The 23,799-nt window shown below is 70.4% G+C and carries 29 protein-coding genes; 18 read left to right on the plus strand and 11 right to left on the minus strand.

Annotation, left to right across the window (positions count from 1 at the left end):
- The first annotated feature begins 17 nt into the window (after positions 1-17).
- On the plus strand, positions 18-1,208 hold the full coding sequence (menC, locus tag OHA34_RS17170; RefSeq protein ID WP_329522198.1) for an o-succinylbenzoate synthase: 1,191 nt from the start codon (positions 18-20) through the stop codon (positions 1,206-1,208).
- Positions 1,209-1,263: 55 nt separating this feature from the next.
- Here menC and OHA34_RS17175 read toward each other — a convergent pair whose 3' ends face one another.
- From OHA34_RS17175 to murJ, 6 genes are all read right to left on the minus strand, one after another.
- Positions 1,264-2,100 carry a serine hydrolase gene (locus OHA34_RS17175; RefSeq protein WP_329522199.1) on the minus strand — a complete coding sequence of 279 codons (837 nt, stop codon included), beginning with the start codon at positions 2,098-2,100 and terminating at the stop codon, positions 1,264-1,266.
- Between the two features lie 18 nt (positions 2,101-2,118).
- A complete protein-coding gene (locus OHA34_RS17180; RefSeq protein WP_285942179.1) occupies positions 2,119-3,522 on the minus strand; it encodes a TRAP transporter large permease subunit in 1,404 nt (467 codons plus the stop codon).
- A 52-nt stretch (positions 3,523-3,574) separates the two neighbouring features.
- Positions 3,575-5,161, minus strand: coding sequence for an N-acyl-D-amino-acid deacylase family protein (locus OHA34_RS17185; protein WP_329522200.1), 1,587 nt, complete (start codon positions 5,159-5,161; stop codon positions 3,575-3,577).
- A gap of 8 nt (positions 5,162-5,169) precedes the next feature.
- Entirely contained in the window at positions 5,170-5,874 is a 705-nt protein-coding gene (locus tag OHA34_RS17190) for a MurR/RpiR family transcriptional regulator (protein ID WP_285942181.1), read from the minus strand.
- 188 nt (positions 5,875-6,062) lie between these two features.
- Positions 6,063-6,206, minus strand: a complete 144-nt coding sequence (locus tag OHA34_RS17195; protein WP_285942182.1) for an SDR family oxidoreductase — start codon at positions 6,204-6,206, stop codon at positions 6,063-6,065.
- A 5-nt stretch (positions 6,207-6,211) separates the two neighbouring features.
- The gene (gene murJ, locus OHA34_RS17200; protein ID WP_329522201.1) at positions 6,212-7,948 is read right to left on the minus strand and encodes a murein biosynthesis integral membrane protein MurJ; all 1,737 of its coding nucleotides are present in this window, start codon (positions 7,946-7,948) and stop codon (positions 6,212-6,214) included.
- A 236-nt stretch (positions 7,949-8,184) separates the two neighbouring features.
- Between murJ and OHA34_RS17205 the strand changes: the two genes are divergently transcribed.
- From OHA34_RS17205 to OHA34_RS17230, 6 genes are all read left to right on the plus strand, one after another.
- Positions 8,185-8,856, plus strand: a complete 672-nt coding sequence (locus tag OHA34_RS17205) for a Crp/Fnr family transcriptional regulator (RefSeq protein WP_285942184.1) — start codon at positions 8,185-8,187, stop codon at positions 8,854-8,856.
- Between the two features lie 66 nt (positions 8,857-8,922).
- Positions 8,923-9,678, plus strand: coding sequence for a hypothetical protein (locus OHA34_RS17210; RefSeq protein ID WP_285942185.1), 756 nt, complete (start codon positions 8,923-8,925; stop codon positions 9,676-9,678).
- Positions 9,675-11,624 carry a hypothetical protein gene (locus tag OHA34_RS17215; RefSeq protein ID WP_329522202.1) on the plus strand — a complete coding sequence of 650 codons (1,950 nt, stop codon included), beginning with the start codon at positions 9,675-9,677 and terminating at the stop codon, positions 11,622-11,624. Before OHA34_RS17210 ends, OHA34_RS17215 begins: the two co-directional genes overlap by 4 nt.
- Before the next feature lie 126 nt (positions 11,625-11,750).
- Entirely contained in the window at positions 11,751-12,107 is a 357-nt protein-coding gene (locus tag OHA34_RS17220; RefSeq protein ID WP_285942187.1) for a DoxX family protein, read from the plus strand.
- 56 nt (positions 12,108-12,163) lie between these two features.
- A complete protein-coding gene (locus tag OHA34_RS17225; protein WP_329522203.1) occupies positions 12,164-12,511 on the plus strand; it encodes a VOC family protein in 348 nt (115 codons plus the stop codon).
- Between the two features lie 78 nt (positions 12,512-12,589).
- On the plus strand, positions 12,590-13,243 hold the full coding sequence (locus OHA34_RS17230; RefSeq protein WP_285942189.1) for a maleylpyruvate isomerase N-terminal domain-containing protein: 654 nt from the start codon (positions 12,590-12,592) through the stop codon (positions 13,241-13,243).
- Positions 13,244-13,285: 42 nt separating this feature from the next.
- On the opposite strand, the gene OHA34_RS17235 is transcribed toward OHA34_RS17230, so the two are convergent.
- On the minus strand, positions 13,286-13,705 hold the full coding sequence (locus OHA34_RS17235) for an SRPBCC family protein (RefSeq protein WP_285942190.1): 420 nt from the start codon (positions 13,703-13,705) through the stop codon (positions 13,286-13,288).
- 178 nt (positions 13,706-13,883) lie between these two features.
- Between OHA34_RS17235 and OHA34_RS17240 the strand changes: the two genes are divergently transcribed.
- Positions 13,884-14,492 carry a CGNR zinc finger domain-containing protein gene (locus OHA34_RS17240; protein ID WP_285942191.1) on the plus strand — a complete coding sequence of 203 codons (609 nt, stop codon included), beginning with the start codon at positions 13,884-13,886 and terminating at the stop codon, positions 14,490-14,492.
- A 98-nt stretch (positions 14,493-14,590) separates the two neighbouring features.
- Here OHA34_RS17240 and OHA34_RS17245 read toward each other — a convergent pair whose 3' ends face one another.
- Both OHA34_RS17245 and OHA34_RS17250 read right to left on the minus strand, forming a co-directional pair.
- Positions 14,591-14,938, minus strand: coding sequence for a hypothetical protein (locus OHA34_RS17245; RefSeq protein WP_329522204.1), 348 nt, complete (start codon positions 14,936-14,938; stop codon positions 14,591-14,593).
- Positions 14,935-15,246: a hypothetical protein gene (locus tag OHA34_RS17250; RefSeq protein WP_285942193.1), complete on the minus strand. Its 312-nt coding sequence runs from the start codon at positions 15,244-15,246 to the stop codon at positions 14,935-14,937. Before OHA34_RS17250 ends, OHA34_RS17245 begins: the two co-directional genes overlap by 4 nt.
- Positions 15,247-15,476: 230 nt before the next feature.
- Here OHA34_RS17250 and OHA34_RS17255 point away from each other — a divergent pair, with 230 nt between their 5' ends.
- The 3 genes from OHA34_RS17255 (at position 15,477) to OHA34_RS17265 (ending at position 16,888) form a co-directional block, all read left to right on the plus strand.
- Complete coding sequence (locus tag OHA34_RS17255; RefSeq protein WP_285942194.1) at positions 15,477-16,295, plus strand: helix-turn-helix domain-containing protein; 819 nt, start codon at positions 15,477-15,479, stop codon at positions 16,293-16,295.
- On the plus strand, positions 16,292-16,498 hold the full coding sequence (locus OHA34_RS17260) for a DUF397 domain-containing protein (RefSeq protein WP_285942195.1): 207 nt from the start codon (positions 16,292-16,294) through the stop codon (positions 16,496-16,498). The genes OHA34_RS17255 and OHA34_RS17260 overlap by 4 nt, the downstream gene beginning before the upstream one ends.
- 183 nt (positions 16,499-16,681) lie before the next feature.
- Entirely contained in the window at positions 16,682-16,888 is a 207-nt protein-coding gene (locus tag OHA34_RS17265) for a DUF397 domain-containing protein (RefSeq protein WP_285942196.1), read from the plus strand.
- 326 nt (positions 16,889-17,214) lie between these two features.
- Here OHA34_RS17265 and OHA34_RS17270 read toward each other — a convergent pair whose 3' ends face one another.
- Positions 17,215-17,589 carry a nuclear transport factor 2 family protein gene (locus tag OHA34_RS17270; protein WP_285942197.1) on the minus strand — a complete coding sequence of 125 codons (375 nt, stop codon included), beginning with the start codon at positions 17,587-17,589 and terminating at the stop codon, positions 17,215-17,217.
- Positions 17,590-17,704: 115 nt separating this feature from the next.
- Between OHA34_RS17270 and OHA34_RS38530 the strand changes: the two genes are divergently transcribed.
- The 4 genes from OHA34_RS38530 (at position 17,705) to OHA34_RS17285 (ending at position 20,903) form a co-directional block, all read left to right on the plus strand.
- Positions 17,705-17,956 (plus strand): transposase, encoded by a 252-nt coding sequence (locus OHA34_RS38530; protein WP_432763080.1) that lies wholly within the window; start codon positions 17,705-17,707, stop codon positions 17,954-17,956.
- Between the two features lie 367 nt (positions 17,957-18,323).
- Positions 18,324-18,719 (plus strand): GNAT family N-acetyltransferase, encoded by a 396-nt coding sequence (locus OHA34_RS17275; protein WP_329522205.1) that lies wholly within the window; start codon positions 18,324-18,326, stop codon positions 18,717-18,719.
- 192 nt (positions 18,720-18,911) lie between these two features.
- Entirely contained in the window at positions 18,912-19,613 is a 702-nt protein-coding gene (locus tag OHA34_RS17280) for a Clp protease N-terminal domain-containing protein (protein WP_285942199.1), read from the plus strand.
- Between the two features lie 399 nt (positions 19,614-20,012).
- Complete coding sequence (locus tag OHA34_RS17285) at positions 20,013-20,903, plus strand: alpha/beta fold hydrolase (RefSeq protein WP_329522206.1); 891 nt, start codon at positions 20,013-20,015, stop codon at positions 20,901-20,903.
- Positions 20,904-21,007: 104 nt separating this feature from the next.
- Here OHA34_RS17285 and OHA34_RS17290 read toward each other — a convergent pair whose 3' ends face one another.
- Positions 21,008-21,601, minus strand: coding sequence for a TetR/AcrR family transcriptional regulator (locus OHA34_RS17290; RefSeq protein ID WP_329522207.1), 594 nt, complete (start codon positions 21,599-21,601; stop codon positions 21,008-21,010).
- 89 nt (positions 21,602-21,690) lie between these two features.
- Here OHA34_RS17290 and OHA34_RS17295 point away from each other — a divergent pair, with 89 nt between their 5' ends.
- From OHA34_RS17295 to OHA34_RS17305, 3 genes are all read left to right on the plus strand, one after another.
- Entirely contained in the window at positions 21,691-22,131 is a 441-nt protein-coding gene (locus OHA34_RS17295; protein WP_329522208.1) for a nuclear transport factor 2 family protein, read from the plus strand.
- On the plus strand, positions 22,128-22,343 hold the full coding sequence (locus OHA34_RS17300; RefSeq protein WP_285942202.1) for a heavy-metal-associated domain-containing protein: 216 nt from the start codon (positions 22,128-22,130) through the stop codon (positions 22,341-22,343). Before OHA34_RS17295 ends, OHA34_RS17300 begins: the two co-directional genes overlap by 4 nt.
- A gap of 278 nt (positions 22,344-22,621) precedes the next feature.
- Complete coding sequence (locus OHA34_RS17305; protein ID WP_329522209.1) at positions 22,622-23,779, plus strand: hypothetical protein; 1,158 nt, start codon at positions 22,622-22,624, stop codon at positions 23,777-23,779.
- Positions 23,780-23,799 lie beyond the last annotated feature (20 nt).

Genomic DNA, 23,799 nt, shown 5'->3' on the forward strand with positions numbered 1-23,799 from the left:
CTCTACCTGGAGACCTGATGCCGACTGATCCCCGTCCGGGGGACGGCCCCCGGACCGCCGCCGCGCGGCCGGGCGGTCCCCGCCCCGCCGCGGCCCGTCCGACCGTGGCCGCCGTGGAGGCGTTCCGGCTGAGCCTGCCGCTCGTCCACTCCTTCCAGACCAGCTCGCACCGCAAGTCCCACCTGGAGCACATCGTGGTCCGGGTGGCCGGCGCGGACGGGACGGTCGGCTGGGGCGAGATCGCCTCGCCGAGCGACCCGTACTACTGCCCCGAGACCGTCGACACCTGCTGGATGATCCTCCAGCGGTACCTGGCGCCCGCGCTGGTGGGCTCCGAGTGGGACCATCCGGCGGACGCGGGCCGCGCGTGGGCGAAGATCCGCGGCCACCACTTCGCCAAGGCGGGCCTGGACATCGCCTGCTGGGACCTGTGGACGCGGGCGTCCGGGACGCGGCTGGCGGACGCGCTCGGCGGCACCCGGGACCGCGTCGCCGCCGGGGTCAGCCTGGGCATCGAGCCCACCGTCGAGGAGCTGCTCGCCCAGGTCGGACGGCACGTCGCGGACGGCTACCGGCGGATCAAGCTGAAGATCGCGCCGGGCTGGGACGTCGCGCCCGTGCGCGCCGTCCGCGCGGCGCATCCGGACCTGGCGGTGCAGGTGGACGCCAACGGCGTGTACCCCGAGACGGACGAGGCGCTGGCCACCCTGCGCGAGCTGGACGCCCTCGGGCTGCTGCTGATCGAGCAGCCGTTCGCCCCCGGTGCGCTGGCCGCGCACGCCCGCCTGGCCGAGCGGATCGGCACCCCGGTCTGCCTGGACGAGTCCGTCGACGACCTCGACCAGCTCGACTCGGCGATCGCGCTCCGCGCCGGCACCGTGCTCAACATCAAGGTGTCGCGGATGGGCGGGCTGACCGCCGCGCGGGCGGCGCACGAGCGGGCGGTCGCGGCCGGCTGGCGGGTGTGGTGCGGCGGCATGCACGAGTTCGGCGTGGGACGCGCCGCCAACGTGGCCATCGCGTCGCTGTCCGGCTTCGACCTGCCCAGCGACGTGTCCGGCTCCGACAAGTACTACGCGCACGACATCGTGGCGCCGCCCATCCGCGCGGTGGACGGGATGGTCGAGGTCCCCTCCGGTCCCGGCCTCGGCCACGAGGTCGACGAGGAGTTCGTCCGGGCCCAGGCCGCCGACGCCTTCCGCGTCTGACCCGGACAGGAGTAGGCCCCCGAGCCTTTCGCTCGGGGGCCTACTCCTGTCCGGGTCAGATGAGGCCGGTGGCGGTGTAGACGACGCGGCCGACCTCCGCGATGAGGTCGGCCGCGCGCTCCTCCACCTCGGCGGACGCCGGCCCGCCTGCCCCGGCGTCCGCGGCGGCCCCGGCCGGCCCGGCGGCCTCGGTCAGCGCGACGACGACGAGCGGCGCACGGCCTTCGGCCAGGACGATGCCCGCGTCGTGGCGCACACCCACCAGCTCGCCGGTCTTGTGCGCCAGCCGGGCCCCCGCGGGGAGGTGCCGCGGGAGGCGGTCGTTGGTCTGCTGGCGGGCCAGCACGTCGAGGGCCAGGGCGGTGGACGGCCCGTCCAGCAGCTCGCCGCGCGCCAGCCCGGCCAGCAGCGCGGCGACGTCGTCCGGCGTGGTGAGGTTCTCCTCGCCGCGCGCCCGCGCCGCCGCGTCCAGCATCCGGCGGGCCGGGACGGTGCCGCGCAGCCCGTTGCGGGCGCACCACGCGGCCACCCCATCGAGGCCGACCAGGTCGATCAGCAGGTTGGTGGCCGTGTTGTCGCTGAGCACGATCATCAGCGTGAGCAGGTCCCGCACGCTGAGGTCGGGCACGTCCACCAGGTCCTTGACGATCCCGCTGCCGCCCACCGAGGCCTCCGGGCCGAGCGGCAGCCGGTCGTCCAGCGACCAGCGGCCCGCCTCGGCGCCGGAGAGCAGCGTCATCATGATCGGCAGCTTGATCACCGACGCGGCGGTGAAGGCGCGGCCGGCACCGACCGCGACCCGTTCGCCCGAGCCGAGGTCGTGCGCGACGACGCCGAGCGCGCCGCCCCACCCGGCCGCGCGCCGGGCCAGTTCGTCCAGTTCGTCGCGCATGAACCCCCCGATCGACGTTTAGAGCAGGACCGCGAACAGGACCATGAACCCGACCGTGTTGACCGCCATGATGGCCCAGCCGTTGAACAGCATCATCCGCAGGTCGCTGGACCGGGCCAGGCCCATCTGGCCCATCATGTCGGCGGTCGGGTACGGGCCGAGCTGGTCGATCTGCGCGGTGCCGAGCAGCGCCACCGACCACGCGGCCGGCGGGATGCCGAGCGAGGCGACCAGCGGGCTGAACAGCTTGTTGATCAGCACCACCTGGGCGACGGCGGCGCCGGGCACCGCGTGCACGTAGCCGATCCCCACCACCAGCAGCAGGAACACGAACGGCCCGACCTCCGGCATGACCGGCTTCAGCGCGTCGAAGATGGTCGCGAACGCGCCGGTCTTCTCCACCAGCGTCAGCAGCGGGTCGAGCAGCCAGAACAGCATGAACAGCCAGATCAGCCGGGACGCCCCGGCGTAGACGGCCTCGGTCGTCGCCTTCGGCCCGAGCCGTCCGGCCAGTCCCGTCGCGGCGGCCGTGACGACCATGACCACCAGCGCGTACGAGTACCCGGCCTTCATCCACACGCCGTACACCGCGAGCGCCACCAGCACGCCCACGAACGTCATGGCGGCGCGCCGTCCGGCGGCGCTCGGCGCGGCGTCGGCGGCGCCCTCGGCGGCGTCCGCCGCGGTGTACTCCTGGTCGGTGTGCTTCTGGATCCAGCGGGCCATGAAGAACCCGGTGATGATGGTGACCGCGCCGACCGGGAGCCCGGCCTTGAGGAAGTACTCCCCATAGGAGAGCTTGGCCGCGGCCGTGATCGTCACGACCGGCGGGGTGAACGGGCCCATCATCAGCCCGGCCGCGCCCGCGGCGTGGAACATCGCCGCCACGGCGGGCGGGCGCCAGCCCATCCGCGCCGCGATCGGGATGACGATCGGCGCGATGATCGCGTTGCCGCCCGCCAGCGTGCCGAGCGCGCCCACGATGACCAGCGAGGACGCCATCACCCCGAACTGGACCCGGGTCGGCGTGCTCAGCCCGATCCGGCCCATCACGGTGCGCACCAGCGCCTGCGCGGCGCCGGTCTGCTGGGCCACCTGGCCGAGCCCGGCGCCGAGCAGGATGATCAGGCCGATCACCGCGACCAGCGAGCCCATCGAGGTGGCGAGCTGTTGGCCGAGCGGCACCGGCGCGGTCCGCGTCATGATCGCCGCGACCAGCACGGCGCCGATGGTGGCCAGCACCACGTCGACGCCGAGCAGCGCGAGCACCGCGTACAGGACGATCGGGATCAGGCCCCACAGCCCGGCCTCGCCGCCGGCCACCGCGAGCACGACGCTCGCCAGGACGCAGACCGCGAAGCACACCACCGCGGTGATCTGCTTGCGCTCCCAACGTCCGCCGAGCGTAATAGCGCTACTCACAGGCGCTCCTCTTCAAGCAGGGATCCCGCGTACGGGATCCGGTCGAGATCGCTCATCCGGCACGGCGCAGGACGCGTCCGGGACGCGCCCCCGTGGCCGTGCCGTCGCGCAGGACGGGGACGCCGCGCACGAGCACATGCCGCACCCCCGTGGCGAGCCGCCACGGGTGCGCGAAGTCGGAGGTGTCCAGGACCGTGCCGGGGTCGAAGACGGCCAGGTCGGCCGTCAGCCCGGCGCGGACCTCGCCACGGTCGGTCAGGCCGAGCCGGGAGGCGGGCAGCGAGGTCATCTTCCGCACCGCCTCGGGCAGCGTGAGCAGCCCGTCCTCCCGGACGTACCGGCCGAGCACCCGCGCGAAGGTGCCGAAGCTGCGCGGGTGCGGACGGCCCGGCCCGGACGGCCGCAGCGTCCAGCCGTCGCTGGCCACGCTCACCAGCGGGTGCGCGAGCACGGCCGCGACGTCGCCGGGGTCCATCGCGTGGTTGACGATCGCGACGGTGGCTTGGTGCGCGGCCAGCAGCTCCATCGCCGCGTCCGCGGGGTCGGTGCCGAGCTCGGCGCCGATGTCGGTGAGGCTGCGTCCGGTGAACCGGGTGTAGGGGCCGTCCGGCAGCTCGGCGACGACCACGCCCTCGGGCGCGATGTCGCGGCCGAAGCGGGCGCGCAGCGCGGCGGCGATCCGGGCCCGGGTGGAACGATCCATCAGGCGCTCGAGCAGCCGCTCGGGGCCGCCGTCCATCGCCCAGGCGGGCAGCCGGGACGTCAGCGTGGTGGACGAGGCGGTGTAGGGGTAGACGTCGGCGGTGACGTCCACGCCCCCGGCCCGCGCGTCCTCGATCATGGCGAGCGCCGCGTGCACCGCGCCGTGGTTGGCCGGGCCCATCACCTTCAGGTGGGAGATCTCCAGCCGGGCCCCGGAGGCGCGGGCCGCGTCCAGCGCCTCGGCGACGGCCGCGAGGAGCCCGCTGGTCTCGTCCCGCATGTGGGTGGAGTACAGCAGCCCGTGCTCGGCGGCGGTGGTGGCGAGCGCGGCGACCTCATCGGAGGAGGCGTAGGAGCCGGGCGCGTAGATGAGGCCGGTGGAGAACCCGAACGCGCCCTGCTCGGCGGACTCGGCCAGCAGCGCCCGCATCCGCGCCAGCTCCGCGCCGGTGGCGGCGCGCTCACCGGCGCCGACGACGGCCATCCGCAGCGCCTGGTGGCCCACCTGGGCGGCCATGTTGATCGCGGGCGGGTCGGCCTCGACGGCCGCCGCGTACCCGTCCAGGTCGGTCCAGCTCCAGTCGAGCTCGGAGCCGAGGAACCCGACCGCGCCGGCGAGCGCCGCGGCGTCGGCGACCGGGAACGGCGAGAACCCGCAGTTGCCGCCGAGCAGCGTGGTGACGCCCTGGTACACCGCGGTGTCGGCGGCCGGGTGCGCCTGCACGCTGAAGTCGGCGTGCGAGTGCAGGTCGATGAACCCGGGGGCGACCACCAGCCCGGACGCGTCCAGCACCTCGCCCGCCCCGGCGCGCGCGGCACCGGGCGGGACGATCTCGGCGATCTGCCCGCCGCGCACGACGACGTCGGCCCGGCGGGGCGCGGCGCCCGTGCCGTCCAGCACGTCGCCGCCGGTGATCACCACCTCGGGGTCGTTCATGCCGCCCCTCATTCGTCGGAGTAGATGGTCAGGGCGTGCGCGAGGTCCTCGCGCCGGGCGAGCCGCCGCCGGGCGCCCTTCGCGCTGGCGGCGGTGAGCGTGGCCAGCGCGTGCACGACGGCGGAGATGGCCGTCGGCGAGTCGCTGTAGGACGCGCTTCCGGTGCCGACCAGCACCGTGGTGTCGCCCGCCTCGGCCAGCGGGCTGCCCGCGTCGTCGGTGATGGCCACGACGTGCCCGCCCGCGGCGGCGAACTCGCGCGCGACCGTGATCGTCGGCCGGGCGTAGCGGCGGAAGGAGAACGCGACCAGCACGTCGGTCGGCCGCACGTCGCTGAGCACGTCGATGGCCCGCACCGCGGCCTCGTCGATCAGGGTGACGCCGGCGAGGCTGGCCGACAGCTCCAGGTGCAGCAGCGTGGCGTGCGCGCGGCTCTTGGCGCTGCCGAGGATGAACCGCCGCCGCGCCGCGACGATCCGGGCGGACGCCAGTTCCAGGGCGCCGTCGGCCTGGAGCCCGGCCATGGTGGTCTCCAGGTTCGCGCGCTCGGCCTCGATCACCGCGCTGAGCAGCGCCGACGCCGACGACGGCCGCCGCAGCCGGGCCCCGTACCGGGCGTCCGGGCTGCTCAGCCGCCGGTTCTCGGCCGCCGCCGCGTCCCGCCGGTCCTCGGCCGCCACCGGCCCGGACCGTCCGGGGGACTCATCGCTCAACGCTCGCTCCCGCTCGTGGATATGTACCTTATGTTGAAGCCCCCTTGTTGTAGCAACGCCGCCCGACATACGTCAATGACCTCATACGTTCCAATTTGAACCCATCCGCTCGCCCCGGCCGTCCCGCCCGCCAATGTTGCCGATATGTAACGTATCTTCGGCCCCGCTCCGCCCGGCCGCCCGCGCGGTCACATCACCCAGCGCCGGAAGCCGCCCTCGGAGTCGATGATCTGCCCCGTGATCCAGGCGCTGTCGTCACCGGCCAGCCAGCGGACGAGCCGGGCCACGTCGTCCGGACGGCCCCAGCGCCCGGCGGGAAGCGCCCGCCCCACCGGGGTCAGGGGCGGCGGCCCGGGAGCCTGGCGGCGACCGTCCGGCCCAGGGCGGTGATCTCGTCGATGCGCAGGAGGCGGGCGAGCAGGAGGAAGAGCGCGCCGCCCAGCAGGCCGCCGGTCGCCAGGCCGGTCAGCGCGGGGACGAGGCCCTGGCCGAAGCGGCGGACGATGAACGCGTGGATCACCAGCGTGAGGACGAGCGCGGGGAGGCCCGCGAGCACGGCCTTGACGATGGGCGCGGCGATGGCGCGTCCGTGCAGGGTGCCGAGGCGGCGGTGCAGGAGGACGGCCATGACGGCGCAGCCGAGGGTCCAGGCCACGCCCTGCGCGAACGCGATGCCCATGACGATGCGGTCGGTCGGCAGGAGCCGGTACCCGGCGAGGGCGAGGGCGATGCTGACGACCGTGGTGAAGATGCCGACCAGCGCCGGGGTGCGGGTGTCGGTGATGGCGTAGAAGCCGCGCTGGAGCAGTTGCAGCGCGGCATAGGGGATCAGCGCGACGGCGAACACCCGCAGCACGTCGGCGATCACCAGCGCGTCGGCGATCCCGGTGGCGCCGTGCGCGAAGAACACCACGCAGATCTCGGCGCTGAGGCCGAAGAGCAGCAGCGCCGACGGGATGATGATGATCAGTGACAGCCGCAGCCCGCTGGACAGGTCGTCCGCGACCCGGTCGAGCCGTCCCTCGGCGGCGCTGCGGCTCATCCGGGGGAACAGCGCGGTGATGACGGAGACGGCCGCGATCGCGAACGGGAGCTGGAAGAACTGGTAGGCGTTCACCCACGGCGTGAGCCCGACGCCGTACCGGATGCCCTCCTCCACCCCGCGAGCCCCCGCGCTGTTGGCGATGTTGGTGTAGACGAACAGGCCGAGCTGCTGCGCGGCCACGAAGACCAGCGTCCAGCCGGCCATGGTGCCCATCGACCTCAGCTCGCCGGGCCGGAAGTCGACCCGCGGCCTCCAGCGGAACCCCATCCGGTAGAGCGAGGGGATCAGGCCGAGCGCTTGCAGGACGACGCCGACGGTCGTGCCGACCGCGATGAGGGTGACCTCGCCGCCGGTGATGGTGTCCGGGTCCACCGGCCCGCCGGCCACGAAGATGAACGTGAGGCCGACGGCGCAGACGACGACGTTGTTGAGGACGGGGCACCACATGGGCGCGGCGAACCGTCCCTGCGCGTTCAGCGACGCGCCGGCCACCGCGCTGAATCCGTAGAAGAAGATCTGCGGGAGGAAGAACAGCAGGAAGACGGTGGCCAGGTCGCGCTGGGCGGGCGGGAAGCCGCCCGCGTACATCCGGATCAGCAGCGGCGCGAGGGCCATCGCGGCGGCCGTGAACAGCGCGAGGGTGCCGAGGAGCAGAGTGAACAGGCGCTGCTCGAACTCCTCGCCGTACTTGGCCGAACGCTGCCGCGCGCGGACCAGCAGCGGGACGTGCGCGGCCGTCAGCACCCCGCCGAGCAGGGTCTCGTAGATGATGTTCGGGATGGTGTTGGCGGTGTTGAAGGTGTCGCCCAGCGCCTGGGTCCCGAGGGCCGCGACGAGCACCATCGTGCGGACGACCCCGGTGATCCTGGACGCGAACGTGCCCGCGGCCATGATCGCGCTGGACCGGAACAGCCCGCCGCCCGATCCGGCCGGGGGCGCCTCCCCCTGGTCGAGCGCCTCCGATTCGGCGTCCGCGGGCACATAGGGGACGGGGTCCGGCTCCGCCGCCGGTTGCGAGTCATGCGTCACCGAATTCTCCCCCGAAGTGCCCGGACTCCCCTTCGACGCCGCCCAAGGTCCTGATCATGGAGCCGCCGAACATCAAATCACAGGGGTCGCGTCCCCTGGGACGAGGTCACCGCCGCACCCACGGCGTCCCCGTCGCCGCCGGCACTCTGCCAGGCGCACTGGGGATTTTTTACCGGAACTGTCGGAAAGTTCGCATGACGGCTTGACTCTCTTGAGAAATGTGCAAGAAAAGACCCGTGAATGTCTCGGCGGAAGGGTGGGAACGGCTCGCGACGGCGGGCGCGGCGCGGTCCTTCGACGCGGGGGACGTACTGCTGCGGCAGGGCGATCCGGCGGCGTACGTGCTGGTCCTGCTCGCGGGGCGGGTGAAGGTTCTACGCACGGCCCCGAACGGCGCGGTGCTGATCCTGGCGATCCGCGGGCCCGGCGAGATCCTCGGCGACATCTCGGTGCTGGGCGGCGGCGACCGGTCGGCGACCGTGGTGGCCATCGACTCCTGCGAGACGCGGGCCATTCCGGCCGACCGCTTCCTCCACCTGGCGCGGTCGGCCGGGTGGGAGACCCAGTTGCTGATTCGCGCGATGGGACGCATCCGCGAGGGTGAGGCGTGGCGGGCCGAGATCGCGGGCCTCCCCGCCGGTCCCCGCCTGATCCAGGCCCTGCTCCGCTTCGCCGCGTCCGACCCCGACGCGTCCGGCCCCGCCGCGTCCGGCCCCGCCGCGTCCGCCGTGGTCACGCTCGGGCAGGCGGAGCTGGGGCAGGCCACCGGTCTCGCGCGCAGCACCGTCGCGGCCGAGCTGGCCCGCCTGCGGCGCCTCGGGCTGGTCGCCACGTCCCACCACGGGATCGTCATCACCGACCTGCGCGGGCTGACCGCGATGGCCGGTCCGGGACACGAGGGTGTCTGAATTCAGACAGCGGGCCCGCGCGACCGCGTGAATCGTTGGTACCCCCCAGTCGAAAGGACCATGACCATGCCCCCGTTCCGGAGCCTGCTCGTCGTCGATGCCGAGAAGTTCAGCCACCACCCCGACGCTCATCTGCCCGACCTGCACTTGGAGATCCGCGAGGCCCTCGATCAGGCGTGCGGCCTCAGCGGGCTCGGCAGGGAATGGGCCGCGGCGCACTTCCAGCAGAGCACCGGCGACGGGGTCCTGGCCGTCCTGCCGCTCGACGCGATGGTCCCGCTGATCGGCGAGTTCGGCGACCGGCTCCAGGACGTCCTCGAAGCCGCGGCGCCGAAGCTGCGCGCCCGCGACCTGCGGCTGCGCCTGCGGGTGGCGCTGCACGTCGGGATGGTCGACGACCAGACCCCGGTGACGGCCGGCATCTCCACCGCCACCATCAACGTGTGCAGGCTGCTCGACTCGACCCCGCTCCGGGACGCGCTGAAGCAGAGCGATCCCGGCGTCACGTTCGCCGCGGTGGCCGTCTCGTCGGAGGCGTTCGAGATGTTCGTGAGCGGCGGCTACACCAGCCTGAAGCCGAGCCGGCTCACGCCGGTGCAGGTCACGGTGAAGCAGTACGACCGTCCCGCCTACCTGTACGTGCCCAAGCCGTCCCGCGCGCAGGCCCCCGAGGACGGACGGCCGTCCGGCGATCCCGAGCCGACGCCGCCCGCGCCCGCGCCCGGCGGGCAGACGTTCTCGAACATGCAGTTCAACGGCGACGGATCGCAGAACGTCATCGGGAACCAGATCGGCGGGAGCTTCCGGCAGGAGCGCTCGTGACCGCGCCGTGGCAGCAGTCGTTCAAGGACCTCGACTTCTCCGGGGACGACGCGCAGAACGTCGTCGGCAACGTGGTCGGCGGCGACGTCATCCAGCACGTGCAGAAGTTCATGCGCGGACGGCCCGCGCTGTTCCTCGGCCCGAGCGAGGTCGTCGACCGGGTGAACTGCCACGTCCCCGCGCCCAACCACGACCTGGTGGTCAAGGCACTGGAGGCGGACCGGGCCGCACTGCTGGGCGGCCCGCCCGGGAGCGGTCGCGAGACGGCCGCCATCGCCGCGATGAGCGAGCTGCGTCCCGACATCCCAATCCGCCGGTTCGCGAGCGACATGGAGGACAGCGAGGAGATCCGCGCCGCCGGCCCGTGCGGGTACCTCGTGCGCGCCGCCGACGAGAAGTCGGAGGGGCTGGTCCGGTGCCTGGACGCCGCGCACGCCGCGGGCGGCTACGTCGCGATCATCGGGGACGAGGACCAGCGGCTGCGGCTCAACCTGCCCGTCCCCTTCATCGAGGTCGAGCCGCCGGACGCGGTGGACGTCTACCGGCACCGGCTGACCGTCCGCGGCTACGCCGGGCCCGGGTGGGCGCGCTGGACGCAGGCCCGGGCGCTTCTGGAGCGGGCGCGTCCCGCCGGTGCCCGCAGGCTCGCCGACATCGTCGAGGACGTCACGTCCAGGGGCGGCGACCTCACCGCGATGCAGGCCGAGGTGGTGCAGGCGTACCGGGGATGGGGACAGGAGCTGCGGCAGTGGTTCCTCACCAATCCCGAACCGCAGGACCGCGCCCTGATGATCTCGGCGGCGACGCTTCAGCCCGCCACCGACATCGACGTCTACGCCGCCGCCCTCGCGCTGGCGCGGCAGCTCCGGACCGAGGTGAACGGCTCCGGGCTCGCCTGGTCCCCCGCCGCGGGCCTGCGCGACCTGCTGGAGGCCGACTCCGAGGACGGCCGGATCGTGTTCCGCCGGCACGGCTTCGCACGCTCGGTCCTGCGGCACGTCTGGGACGACTACCCGCTGACCCGTCCCGACCTGATGTCGTGGCTGTCGGACCTGGTCCTGGACGCCAACACGGCGTCCGCGCAGCGCACGTTGATCGCGGAGGTCTTCGCCGACCTGGCCGCCGCGGACGGCCTGTACGACCGGATCCTCACCGCGGCGCAGTCGTGGGCCGAGGCCGAGCTCTCCGGCCCGGCGTACATCCTGCTGTCCCAGACCTGCCTGCACAGCCGCGTCGGCGGCAAGATCAGGCGGGGCCTGTACGACTGGGCGTACAAGGCCCGGACGGATCAGACCCTGAAGCTGACCATCGCGCGGGTCTGCGAACCCCTCGGCCAGGCGTACCCGTCGATCGCGCTGACCCGGCTCAAGCACCTGGCGACGCACGGCAACGGGCAGGTGCGGCAGGAGGTGGTCGGCGCGGCGCGGAGCCTCGCCCAGGCCGGGCAGCGCCGTGCGGTGATCGACGCTGCGCTCGACTGGAGCGGCGAGCATGGCCGCGTGTCGGTCGCCGCGCGCCGCCGCCGGATGCGCACCGGCGCGATCATCTTCCTGGATCTTGCGGCGGACGTCACCCAGGCCGGCGTCCCGGAGATCCTGGTCCACCGGCCGGTCCACGAGTTCGCACCGGCATGGGGTGCGGCACTGTCGGCGGACCCCGTCCTGGACGTCGGGGGGGTCTTCGGCCTCTGGCTGGACACCGCCCTGCACCACGCCCACGTCCGGAGCGAGATCGTGCGGGTCCTCATCGACGCCGGACGTCCCGTCCCGGACCGGGTGATCGACCTCGCCCGCCACTGGGCCGCCGCCGACCCCGGCGACCGGACCAGGCGGCGGATCCGGGACGAGATCGTCGTCGCGCTCACCCAGACCTGGTGGCTCCGGCTGCTCCGGATCCTGATGATCTGGGCCCGCGACCGGGTCACCGCACCCCGCCGAGCCTCTTAGGCCGCGTTTGGCACGCCCGGCTGCCGACCGATGTCACACATCGGGTCACCGACTCGTCGTCCAGGAGAACGACATCACGCGACGGAGTGCGCAGCGACACCACTCCCCCCACAGAAACGGAGAATCATGTTCGCCGCCTACGTCACGGTCACCATCCTCGGCGCGGTCATCAACGGTGCCGCCGCCGTCTTCTACCTGATCGGCCACGAATACCCCAAGACCCAGGCGGACATGAAGGGCGTGCCCCGGACGTGGGTACCGGTGCTGGGAACGCTGCTGGCGGCGGGCGCCGTGGGGCTGCCGGCCGGACTCGCCATGCCGCTCCTGGGAACCCTCGCCGCCTCCGGCCTCGTGCTGTACTTCATCGGCGCGATCACCGCCCACCTGCGGGTGGGCTCCCGCGACATCGTGGGCGGGATCGTGTTCCTCTCCACCGCGGCGGCCTCCCTGGCCCTGGGCCTGCTCCACCACGGCCCCTGGTGACCCGCGGGAAGATGGGGAAGTCTCAGAGGCAGATCAATTCTCACTTGGAGTCGTCGATGGCCGTTCGCCGTGTCGTGCCCAACGTCCAGTCGGAGGCCGTGCCGGAGAGCCGGGAGTTCTACGGGCTGCTGGGCTTCGAGGAGGTCATGAACCTCGGCTGGATCATGACGCTCGCCTCCCCCTCCAGCCCGGCGGCGCAGGTCAGCTTCATGGCCGGCGACAGGACCGCACCGGTCACCGCCGACATGAGCGTCGAGGTGGACGATGTGGACGCGGTCTACGCGGCCGTGCGGGAGAGCGGCGCGGAGATCGTGCATCCCTTGCAGGACGAGGAGTGGGGCGTGCGCCGGTTCTTCGTCCGCGATCCCAACGGCCGAGTGGTCAACGTGCTGGGCCACCGCTGAAGGTGATCGCCACCGTGGCGGCCGAGGCCACGCCGGGCACGGTTGTCCGCCGTTCCGGTCCGGGGCTACCGTGCCGCAGTGGATCTCTTCTCACGCGCGTGGACGGCGCTCCGCACGGCGGTCGCCGACGTCCCGGACGAGCACTTCGAGCGGCCGTCCGGCTGCACCGGCTGGCTCGTCCGGGACCTGGCGTGCCACCTGGTCATCGACGCGCAGGACGTCCTGATCACCCTGGTCACGCCCGCCGAAACCGAACCGACCGCGGACGCGGCCACCTACTGGGACCTCGTCCAACCCCCGACCGGCGAGGACCCGCTCGACGCGCTGGTCCCCCGGCTGGCCGCCGCGTACGGCGAGCCGCGGTGGCTCAAGTTCCACCTCGACGACGTCGGTTCCGCGGCGGGCCGCGCCGCCGTTCTCGCCGATCCCGCCGCCCGCGTCAGCACCCGCGACAAGGTGCTGACCGTCGGCGACTACCTGTCGGTGTACGTGCTCGAATGGACGCTGCACCACCTCGACCTGATCGCGCACCTGCCGTCCGCCGCCGAACCGCCCGCCGAGACCCTCGCGGCGGCCCGCGCGTCGCTGGAGACGATCGCCGAAGCCCCGTTCCCCGCCTCGCTCTCCGACACGAACGCGCTGCTGATCGGCACCGGACGCCGCACACCGACCGGCGCGGAGGAGGCCGCGCTGGGCGAGCTCGCAGCACGACTCCCGCTCATCCTCGGTTAGGGCCTGTTCCTGGGACGCTCCCGCGCCAGCCGTGCTCAGGCCCTAACCGAGGTGCTCGCTGGAGGACTCCACCGTCTGCTTGAAGATGCTCAAGCCGTGGTCCATTGCGCCGCCCATCGGGATGGCGAGGTGGTCCGGTTGCACGTCGTGAATCCACACGAACCGGCTGCGGTCGTCCCCGTGGGGGAAGACCTGCATTGACGCGTTGTCGTGTGTCGGCTGCATGGTGTCGCCGATGATGGAGAAGACGAGTCGGCGTGTCTCGTCGTCGAGCGCGATGAGCCGCTCACGCGCCACGGTTCCGTCGGTGAACGTGACGACCCTGACGTCCGGCTCGTCGAGCCGGCTGTCGGTGACGAAGCCCGGTGCCATCCGGACGGGCCCGTTGGTGAAGTCGCCGATGATCGCCCACACGTCCGCGGGGTCGGCATCGATGATGATCTCTTTTTGCACGGAGGCCATGTCTGTTCTCTTCTGTAGTGGCTGGAAACCGATCGCGAGCCCTGGGCGCGTCCAGGTGGCGACGACGCGGAATCGGTTGATGCTGACGCTCGACCGCGAGCCTTCCTGATCTAACCGATGTATCCGTTACGCCGGTTAGGCACCTTACCATCGCCTATGGCTGGTTAGGCTGTGAGACATGGCTAATGAGCGTGCTGCCGAGCCTGGGCCGGACAACCTCACGGCCGGGACGGCGCCGATGCCGCTGCGCGTGATCGAGGAGTTCATCAACACTCGCCGCAGGGACGGCGACGAGATAGGAACTCCGCGACAGCTGGCGGAGTGGTTGCACGCCCGCGGCCTGATACCGGTCGACACGGTGCTGAACGCCGAGCAGCGCGACCGTGCCGAACGGATCCGCGAGGGACTGCGCGCGCTGATCGCCGAGAACAACACCGAGCCGGTCTCGAGCCCACGCCCGGACGGCCTCAACCCCACTGCCCGCGTCGAACTCGCCGAACTCACCCGCGACTTCCCGCTGATGCTCGACGTGACCGTTTCCCCGCCCCGACTGGTCGCCTGTGCCCGGGTGCCGGTGGAGGCGGCGCTGGCCAGGCTGCTCGCCGTCGTGGCCGAGGCCGTGGTGGAAGGCACGTGGACGCGACTGAAGGCCTGCCGGGAGCCGAGCTGCCGATGGGCCTACTACGACCACTCCCGCAATCGGCGCCGGACCTGGTGCTCCATGGACCTATGCGGGAACCGCGCCAAGGCCCGCGCCTCTCACCACCGCAAGTCCACCGCGCCCTGACGGGGTCCCCGTAGCCATCGCCAGCAGTAGGGAATCCACACCGGTCGCGACGTCATCCAGCCGTCCCCATTTCTACGCAATCCCGCCGCTGGACGGCCTCAGGCGAGCAGGCAGCGGAACAGCCGCCGCAGGCATCCGCCCCAAGGACGCCTCTTCGTGGACGCGGCGATGCGGGATCTCTGCGGGGAAGGTATCGACCGCATCGCCGCGCCGTTCTGCACACCGCGCTGAGAGCGGGGTGTGAATCCGTGGGCGCCGAGTTCTTCGAGGCATCGTCCGAGGGCGACGGGGTTGGCGGCCTCCACCAGGCAGTCACGTCCCGACCGGGCCCGGGCGATCGCCCACCAGTGGCCGGTGACGCTGCCGCGCCACACCGACACTCCGGGGAACCGCCGCCGCAGCTCGGCCGCCGCCCGTCCCGTATCGAGATCCAGCGCGACGGTCACCGTCCCGACCCCGCCGTCCCGGGACGCCTGCTCAGGTAGCCGTGGATGAAGACGGCCGCGTTGATGATCTCGTCCGCCGGCGCGATCGGCTCCCGCCACGACGTGAAGAACCACAAACGCCCGCCGTCGCTGCCGCGCCGCGAACAAGTGATCATGTCGCCCGCCATCACCACCGATTCACAGCATCCGGGCTCCCGGGGATTGGTCACCTGAAGCCCACGCGCGGTCAACTCCACCTCGAACCGCCGCGCAGCCAAATGGGCGCCAAGCGCCGCGAGCCACGCTTCTCGCCCCGTACGATCGTCCATGGGTCCGAGTCCCTTCGGGCCAAGGCCCCGGATCCCGGTGTTCACCGCACCGGCCGGGGCCGCCTTTTTCTCAGCAACCAGACAAACCCGCTCATTGGGCTTGAGCTGCTGAATGACGCGCCCAGCTTCACCCAGCGGGGATACGCTCGGAAAGCGACCAGGCACGACCACGGCCGCACCGCAGGCAAGATCGACTGAACCTCTGACCAGGTTTGACGCCGGGAGCCCCCATGCCCGCACGTTCTGAGCCTTACGACACCCCCGCCATCGTCACGTTCGCCAAAGAGCTCGAAGCGTGGCGAAAAGAAGGCGGACTCAACAAGAAGCAACTCGCCGACGCACTCGGCTACACGGACTCCTACATAGGCCAGGTCGAACTCTGCAAGAACACCCCGTCAGTGGACTTCGCCGACGTACTCGACACCTACTTCAAGACCAACGGGGTGTTCCACCGCCTCTGGGACCGCATCGAAGACACCAAGAACGCCGTCACACTGCCACCCGGCTTCGCCGAGTACACCGAGCGCGAGAAGGACGCCGCACATGCGAGGATCTTCTCCGTGCTGCTGGTGAACGGACTGTTCCAGACAGAGGAATACGCTCGCGCCGTCATGGATGACGTGGATACGAACATCGCCGAAGAGTTCCTCGCTAAGCGAATGGAACGGCAGTCGATCCTGACGTCCGATGCCCCACCGCACGTGTTCCTCACTTTGGACGAGACCGCCCTCCGATGCGTGATCGGGAGCAGGGAGATCCAGCGGAAGCAGATCGGCTCTCTGATCGAGGCAAGCGAGCGGCCGAACGTCACGGTGGATGTCGTCCCCCAGGGCCGGGGCTATTACCCAGGACTCACAGGGAACTTCACCATTCTCGGGTTCGACGACGGTTCACAGGCGGCCTACACCGAGTCCGCAGGCACGGGGATGTTCATCGAGCAGCCTGCCCGTGTCGCGAGTTACGTCGTACGGTATGACTTGATCCGAGGTCACGCTCATCACATCGAGGAGTCGCGGACCTTGCTCAAGACCGTGATGGAGGAACTATGAGCACGTTGGACCTGTCGGCCGCTCAGTGGCGTAAGAGCAGCCACAGCGGCCACGAAGGCGGCGACTGCGTGGAGGTCGCCGACCTCGCCACCGTGGTGGCAGTGCGAGACTCCAAGAACCCCGACGGCCCCACCCTCATCCTCAACCGCGCGGCCTTCACGGCGTTCACCGGAACCATCCGCAGCGGAGCACACGACCTGTAAAGCCCCCTCACGCCTGATCCCTTCACGCGTGGGGATCCGGCCACCCTCGCTGCGATGCCCCGTCGGCCGCCACGGCCTGCGGGGCATCGCGCATCCTGCCACGCGGAGACCAATATTCCACTGACTCGCATCAAACCCCCTCCCCTGCGGTACGACTCGTTTCGGGACCGTGATGGAGGAACTATGAGCACCTTCGACCTGTCGACCGCTCACTGGCGCAAGAGCAGCCACAGCGGTCACGAGGGCGGCAACTGCGTGGAGGTCGCCGACCTCGCCACCGCGGTGGCGGTGCGAGACTCCAAGAACCCCGACGGCCCCACCCTCATCCTCAACCGCGCGGCATTCACTGCGCTCGCCGCCACCGTCCGAGCGGGAGCACACGACCTTTAGGCGCTCAGTGACGCTATCTCAGGGAAACGGTCAGTAGTGGGGGCGGCAGGGACGACCTGCTTGTCGGACCGCGGATGCACCAAGACGTGAAGCCTCTGGTAGGACAGGTCACCACGAGATCATGTCCGTAGCTACCAGAGGCTTCACGTTGGTCACCTATGTTGCCACGCTCGACGTCCCGCGCCACATCGTGGAGTACCTTGCGCGACTGCTCGCCGCGCATCGCCGCCGGATCGGCACCCCGGCGCCGCAGCCGGGCGTTGGGGCCGTTCCGCCAGGCCGTGCTGGTGCTGCGCTGGAACAAACGTTGCCGCTTCTCGCGGTCGCTAAGGAGTGAGCGCGGTCTGCTGGTAGACCGCCAGCCGGGGCTGCCCGTCAACGCGGTAGTACACGCTCGACATGAGCGCGGTGAACGGCTCGGTTAGGTCGGGTCGAGACGACGACGCACGGTAGACCAACGCGGCAGCATCTTCGCCGACTTCCACGAGGCGCGCGTCGGTGATTTCGTAGGACTCCCACCCCAGAGCGCCGTCGAGCGATGCGGTGATCTCGTCGCGCGTCATCACTGCACCGTTGACCAGAACGAACACGGCATCTGGCGTCATCAGCTCACCGTAGAACGTGCCTCCCGTGGACTCACAGAGCGACTTCCAGCCCGCGTGTTCGAGGGCGAGTAGTTCATCGAGGGTGAAGGCGCTCATGGCTGCCACGATAACAACAGCTAGTCGATGGTGCTCTGTATGGCGTTGAGCTTCCCCCCGTTTCACGGCCACGTGACCTGAGTTGGCCGTGGGCCAACGGGGAAGGAAGTGTCTCGTGCCGCCACCTCATCCGCCGGAGTTTCGGCGACGCGCTGTCGAGCTGGCCCGGGCCGGCGACAAACCGGTCACGGCGTTGGCCAAGAGCCTGGGCATCAGCCAGTCGTGTCTGAGTAGTTGGATACGGCAGGCAGAGGCCGACGAGGGCCGCACAGACGGCCTGACGAGCGCGGAGAAGAAGGAATTGGTCGAGCTGCGACGTAAGGCCAGGCAGCTGGAACCAGCGGCCAGTGCCATACATCCGGGTTGATGGCAGTCACCCGCAGTCGTATGCGGCGGCGCGGCGGATCGACCGCCAGCACCCGCACTGCGTAGAGATCAGTCATGGCGCCATTGTCCACGCTGACACTTCGCGTCTTCAACGGCCGCATTTACAGCCTCCGCCTCTGAGACGAGCACACCGCCGCGGAGCTCAAATCAAGCAATCCTGGCGAGCCCTGCAGCGCATCACCATCAGCCCAGCCGCAGCCGCGAGTGCGCCCCGCCCCGCTCTGGACCTCAACGCAATCTGGAAATGATCAGCGTTGAGAAAACCTCAGTGACGTCTTCTCAATGCTGATCATCCAGGGGGACCGCGCTGGGGCAGGTGGTCGGCTCGGGCGGTCTACGCTCACGGCATGGTGATCACGTACGAGTGGCGAGGCGACTTCGAGGACACGGCCGTCAATGCGCTGCACGCGGAGGGCTTCGGCCACCGGATCGTGGACATCGGCTGGCAGGCGCAGGTCCACCGCCACAGCCTCGGCTGGGTCTGTGCACGGCGCGACGGCGAACTCATCGGCTTCGTCAATGTCGCATGGGACGGCGGCGTCCATGCCTTCATCCTGGACACCATGGTCAGCGCCGAGCTTCGCCGCTCCGGGATCGGAGCCGAACTCGTCGCCGAGGCAGCCAGAGGAGCCCGCGCGGCGAAGTGCGAATGGCTGCACGTCGACTTCGAGGACGACCTGCGGGCGTTCTACTTCGACGCCTGCGGGTTCAAGCCGACGCAGGCAGGCCTGATCGCACTCTGAGCGTGATCGCGGCCTGCGCCGCGCGGCCTTCACCGCGCTCACCGAAACCATCCGACCAGGAGCACACGACCCCTGACTGTGCAGCCTCATGAGGTTGGTGCGGGCGACGAACTCGCGGCCCGCGTCGAGCGCAGGCGGAACGCGCGTCAACCAAGGGTTGACGATCGAGGGTCGTCAACCTACGATTGACGCATGAGCCCACTCAACATCAGCCTGGCCGACCTGATCGCCCGTCTCGACGAGGAACTCCCCGACGCCGATGACCTGGCCCGTATCAGTGAGGCGCAGCTACGCAACCAGACCCTGGCCGATCTTGGTGACCAGCTCGTCGACCACTACGTCGGCAAGGCCAAGCGGGCCGGCGCGTCGTGGAGTGAGGTCGGCGAGGCCATCGGGGTCTCCAAGCAGGCCGCCCAGCAGCGCCACGCGCCCGGCCCGTTCGAGCGGTTCACCGATCTGAACCGGCACAGCATCGTGCTGGCGCAGGAGGCCGCCCGAACGCACAAGCACGACTTCATCGGCACCGAACACATCCTGCTCGGCCTGCTCGGCGAACCGCGGGGCCTGGCGTATGAGGTGCTGATGGCGAAGACCGAGTCAGAGCAGCGCATCCGCGACGCGATCGTGGAAGCGATGCCGCCGGCCGGGCAGAAGGCGCTGCGGGGTCACATCGCGTTCCGGCCGGAGAGCAAGGAGGCCCTCGATCAGGCATCCCGCGCGTCGGCCGACCTCGGCCACGACTGGGTCGGCACGGAACATTCGCTGCTGGGCCTGATCCGCATCGAGGAGAGCCCGGCCGCGCAGATCCTGCGCAACCTCGGCTTCACCTCGGACGAGCTGCACGAGACGGTCAGGACCGAGATCACCCGACGCTCCGCCGCGCGCGACACGTAGAAGCGAACGAGCCGCCGCTGCTCGACATCGCATGAACGACGCGGACGGGGGGACGCACGGGGCAGATCACTGGCCGCGTGGTCCCCCCGTCTTCGTCATGCCGATGTCCTGCGCGGCGCCCGCCACGCCGACGGACCAGCACCTCAGGGCCGCGATCGGGCCCGCGTCCGAAGTCGACGCCCCCGCCCCAGGCCGCGTGATCGAACCCGGCGGACGTCGATGGTCGGCGCACTGGCCAGACCGCTCGTCCCCCGTGCGAGCTACCCGCGAATGTCCTCCGCACGGTGATGATCGCGGCACCGTCGAGTACCTAGCGTTCTCCGTGTGAGCGCGGCGTTCGGGCCGCGAGATCCCGAGCCGTGCGTTTCCGCACCACCGCCGGTTCTTTCGCTGGAGGACATGATGACTCGCAAGATCCGGAAGCTCGCCGTGACCGCGATGTGCTGCGCCGTCGCCGCTGCCGGCCTCTCCGGCTGCGAGGACGACGACATGAACTCGTTCCCGTTCGACGAGAAGCAGAAGGCCGCTGACTTTGTCGGGGCGAAGAAGTTCGACCTCGACGGAAAGTCGGTGAGCGTGTCCTGCTCGGGCAAGCTGGCAGCGGGCAAGCCGGTCGTCGTCCTGCTGCACGGCGGGGGTGACGGGCTGAGCAAGATGGCCGCCTTCCAGAAGACCCTCAGCGGAAAGAACCGGGTCTGCTCCTATGACCGGCTCGGTGCGGGCACAAGCGACAAGCCGGACGGTCCGCAGAGCTTCACCAGCACCGGGAAGATCCTCACCGGGGTGCTCGACGAGATCGCCGGCGACGCCCCGGTCGTCCTGGCCGGGCACTCGATGGGCGGACTGATCGCCGCCAGGTACGCCCCCGACCACCAGAAGCGGGTCAAGGGGCTGGTCCTGATGGACGCGACGCCGTCGACCATGCTCGCCGACATGGAGCAGGCGATCCCCGCTTCGGCCAAGGGGCCGGCGGCCCAGGTGCGCGAGCAGAACCTCGCGATCTTCCAGGGCCAGAACCCGGAGAAGCTCGCCATGCCCGACGGGAAGGTCCGCTCCGCGGGGAACACCGCGGTGGAGGTGATCAAGCACGGGAAGCCGTACCTCGCGGCCATCCCGGAGTCCGGCCCGCGCCTGGAGCAGGCGTGGACCGCCGGGCAGCGCAAGTGGCTCGCGCTGTCCGGCCGCAGCAAGCTGACGACGGCGGAGAAAAGCGGCCACTACATCTACCTGGAGCAGCCCGATGTCGCCGTTCAGGCCGTTGCGCGCGTTTCCACGCAGGCCGCCGGCTGAAGGGCACGCGGAGCGGCTGATGGGTCGCGCCGCGTCCGCACCAGGCGTCCCCCGCCTGCCCACGACATGTGGAGCACGCGGGGGATGCTCCATTACAGCGGTCATTACGGGGGCGTGTTCGCGCCGAGAATGCGGCGCAGGCTGATGTGAAGCGCGTCCGTCGCTTCCTGGCCGGTCATGCGGTCGGCGTCGGTCTCGGCGGCGGCGGTGTGGCCGAGATCGATGACGACCGCCACCAGCCAGTCGGGGGAGAGCCGGTCGTCGAACTCTCCGGACCGCTGGCCGCGCCGGATCACGCGCTTGAGGCGGTCGGCGACCGGCGCGTGGCGTTTGTGGTCGGCCTGCGGGATCTCCGGCAGCGCGCGGATCCTCTGGAGGAGGACGGGGTATCGCGCGGTCGTCCGGGCGCTGGCGTCGATCAGCCGCAGGAGGGCGTCGACAGCCGGTCCGGTGTCGAGGTCGAGGGCGTCCATCGCGGCGACGGCCTCCTCGGTGACCTGGTCCAGGACCGCCGCCAGCAACTGCGGGCGCGAGGGAAAGTGGGCGTAGACCGTCTGGCGGGTCACGCCCGCGTCCGCGGCGATGGCCCCGACGCTGGCGTCCGGGGCGGAGTTCAGGAGCCGGGCCGCCGCTTCCAGGATGGACGCCCTGCTGCGGCGGGCGTCGGCGCGGCGCTGCGGAGCCCGAGAGGAGGTCATTTCTTACACCTTGCCAAAGTTGCCGGACGATGCATATCTTACAGTCTGTAAGAGATCGTATCTGAGGCCCACGGCGCGACGGGAGCACCATGACCCCTTTCCACGGCACCGACCCCAAGAAGTTCATCGCCGACTTCCACACGTCCTTCCACGACGAACTGGTGGACGGCGATGAGGACACGGGGGTGATCGTCGACCGCTACCACACGCCGGACATCGTGCAGATCGCCGACGGGCACCGGATGGACCGGGAGAAACTCATCGCGCACGCCCGTCCGGTGCGCAAGAACCGGCCCAGCGGCGTATGGGAGGTGCACGAAGCCGTGGCGAACGGGGATCGAATCGCCGCCCGGAGCACCCTGCACGTGAACAACCGCAACAGAAAACTCACCCTGGAGGTGTACTTCTTCGGGCAGTTCACTCCCGACGGACGGATGCGCCGAGGGCACTCGCTCACCCGCACCGTCCCCCTCGACGCCGCACCGGAACAAGCACCCGAAACGCCCGGCCGGCAGGAGGCGTCGGCATGACCGAGAGCACCTACGCCGTGAGCGGCATGATCTGCGGACACTGCGCGGACTTCGTCACCGAGGAACTCCAACGCCTCGACGGCGTCACCGCCATATCCGTGGACGTCGACAACGGCACGGTCACGCTGACCAGCGAGAACGAACTCGACATCGCCCACGTGCGCGCCGCGGTCGACGAGGCCGGCTATGAACTGACCGCCGCGCGCGACTGACTTCCCGCCGGCCCGCGAGCCGACAACGCCACAGGCGCACACGCCGGGACCGAGAACCAGATCGAACTGAACCGGTAACACCGCTCCGTTCAGAACACACGAACCGGGGTGCCACGCTCCCTACGCCGCACCGCCATCCAGTAATGCAGCGTTCAGTACCGTCCGGACAGCCTCATCCTTGAATACGGACCCTTACGCCACGCCAACTGCTACTTTCGGTCACCCTGCTGCGGATACTTTCCGCCACAATCGAGTTTCTTCCCTGGAGTGTCTGTCCCATGACCGAGGACTCTGCTCACTTCGAACTGCCGCCGCAGATCGACTATCTGGACTTTGTCAGCGCGGACGGGCAGACCGATTGGGATCGACTCGATCGGGTGTCCCCTGGCTTGGCGGGCGATGTGCCCACCTGGTTGGAGCAGATGGGCGATGCCGATCCCACCGTCGCGGGCAAGGCTTCGGAGGAGCTGTGGAATCGGCTTCAGCACCAAGGTTCCATGAATGATCCCGCACCGGCCACCGTCCCGGCCCTGGTTCGACTGGCCGCCGACCCGAACGTCCATGACCGTCCCGGCTTGCTGTATCTTCTGGGACGCATTGGTCGATCTTATCCCTTTCAATGCCACAGCCGCGAAGAACTCATGGACGCCAGGGTAAGTGACGAGGAGCGCTATACCGCATACGGCCAACTGGACAGTTCGCTATTGCGGGCGAATATCGAACTGATCACCCGGGCTGCGCATGTCCTGACCGGACTGCTCAGCGATCCTGATCCCAAGGTGCGGGTCAGCGCGGCGTACGCCGTTGCGGTGGCGACTCGGGACACGGCGCTGGTCACCGCCGCCCTGCGCGCCCAGTACGAGGTCGAGAACGATCCGCTGGTGCAGGCGTACCTGGTGTTGGCCGTCGCTCAACTGGCCATTGCCGATGGCGACACCATCCCGGCCCTGGCCTGGGCGGAGAACGTGATCAGAGATGACCGGGCGGCGGCCATTGTCCGACTCGGAGCCGCCATCGCCCTTCTGTGCCTGACGGACGACACGCCAGATGACGGGCTGCTGGCCGTGCTCGCTGAAACGATCACCCCGGAGACAACCCGACTGTTCCTCGAATCACCATGGGGTGACACCTTTAACCACGATGGCGGCCTGCCTCAATGGGTGATCTCCTTGTTGGACGCCGATGCGGCGGCCCAGGTCGATCTGGCCACGCGACTGTTCGACTCGCCACATGTCACCATCCGAATTGCAGCGTGCTATATGTGCGCAAACCGCTGTATGCGGTGCTGCGGGCACACCCTCACCCCGAGTCTCACTGAGCAGCTCACCGCATTGCTGACCGAACGCCTCCACGACGACGACCCCGCCGTACATGAGGCTGCGGCCAGCGCGTTGACTCGCCTGAGAGAACCCTGGCGCCTCGCCGGCCGGATGTAGTCGGTACTGGTTGTCGAAGA

Source organism: Spirillospora sp. NBC_01491, assembly GCF_036227065.1.
In the GTDB taxonomy this organism is placed as follows: Bacteria; Actinomycetota; Actinomycetes; order Streptosporangiales; family Streptosporangiaceae; genus Spirillospora; species Spirillospora xylanilytica.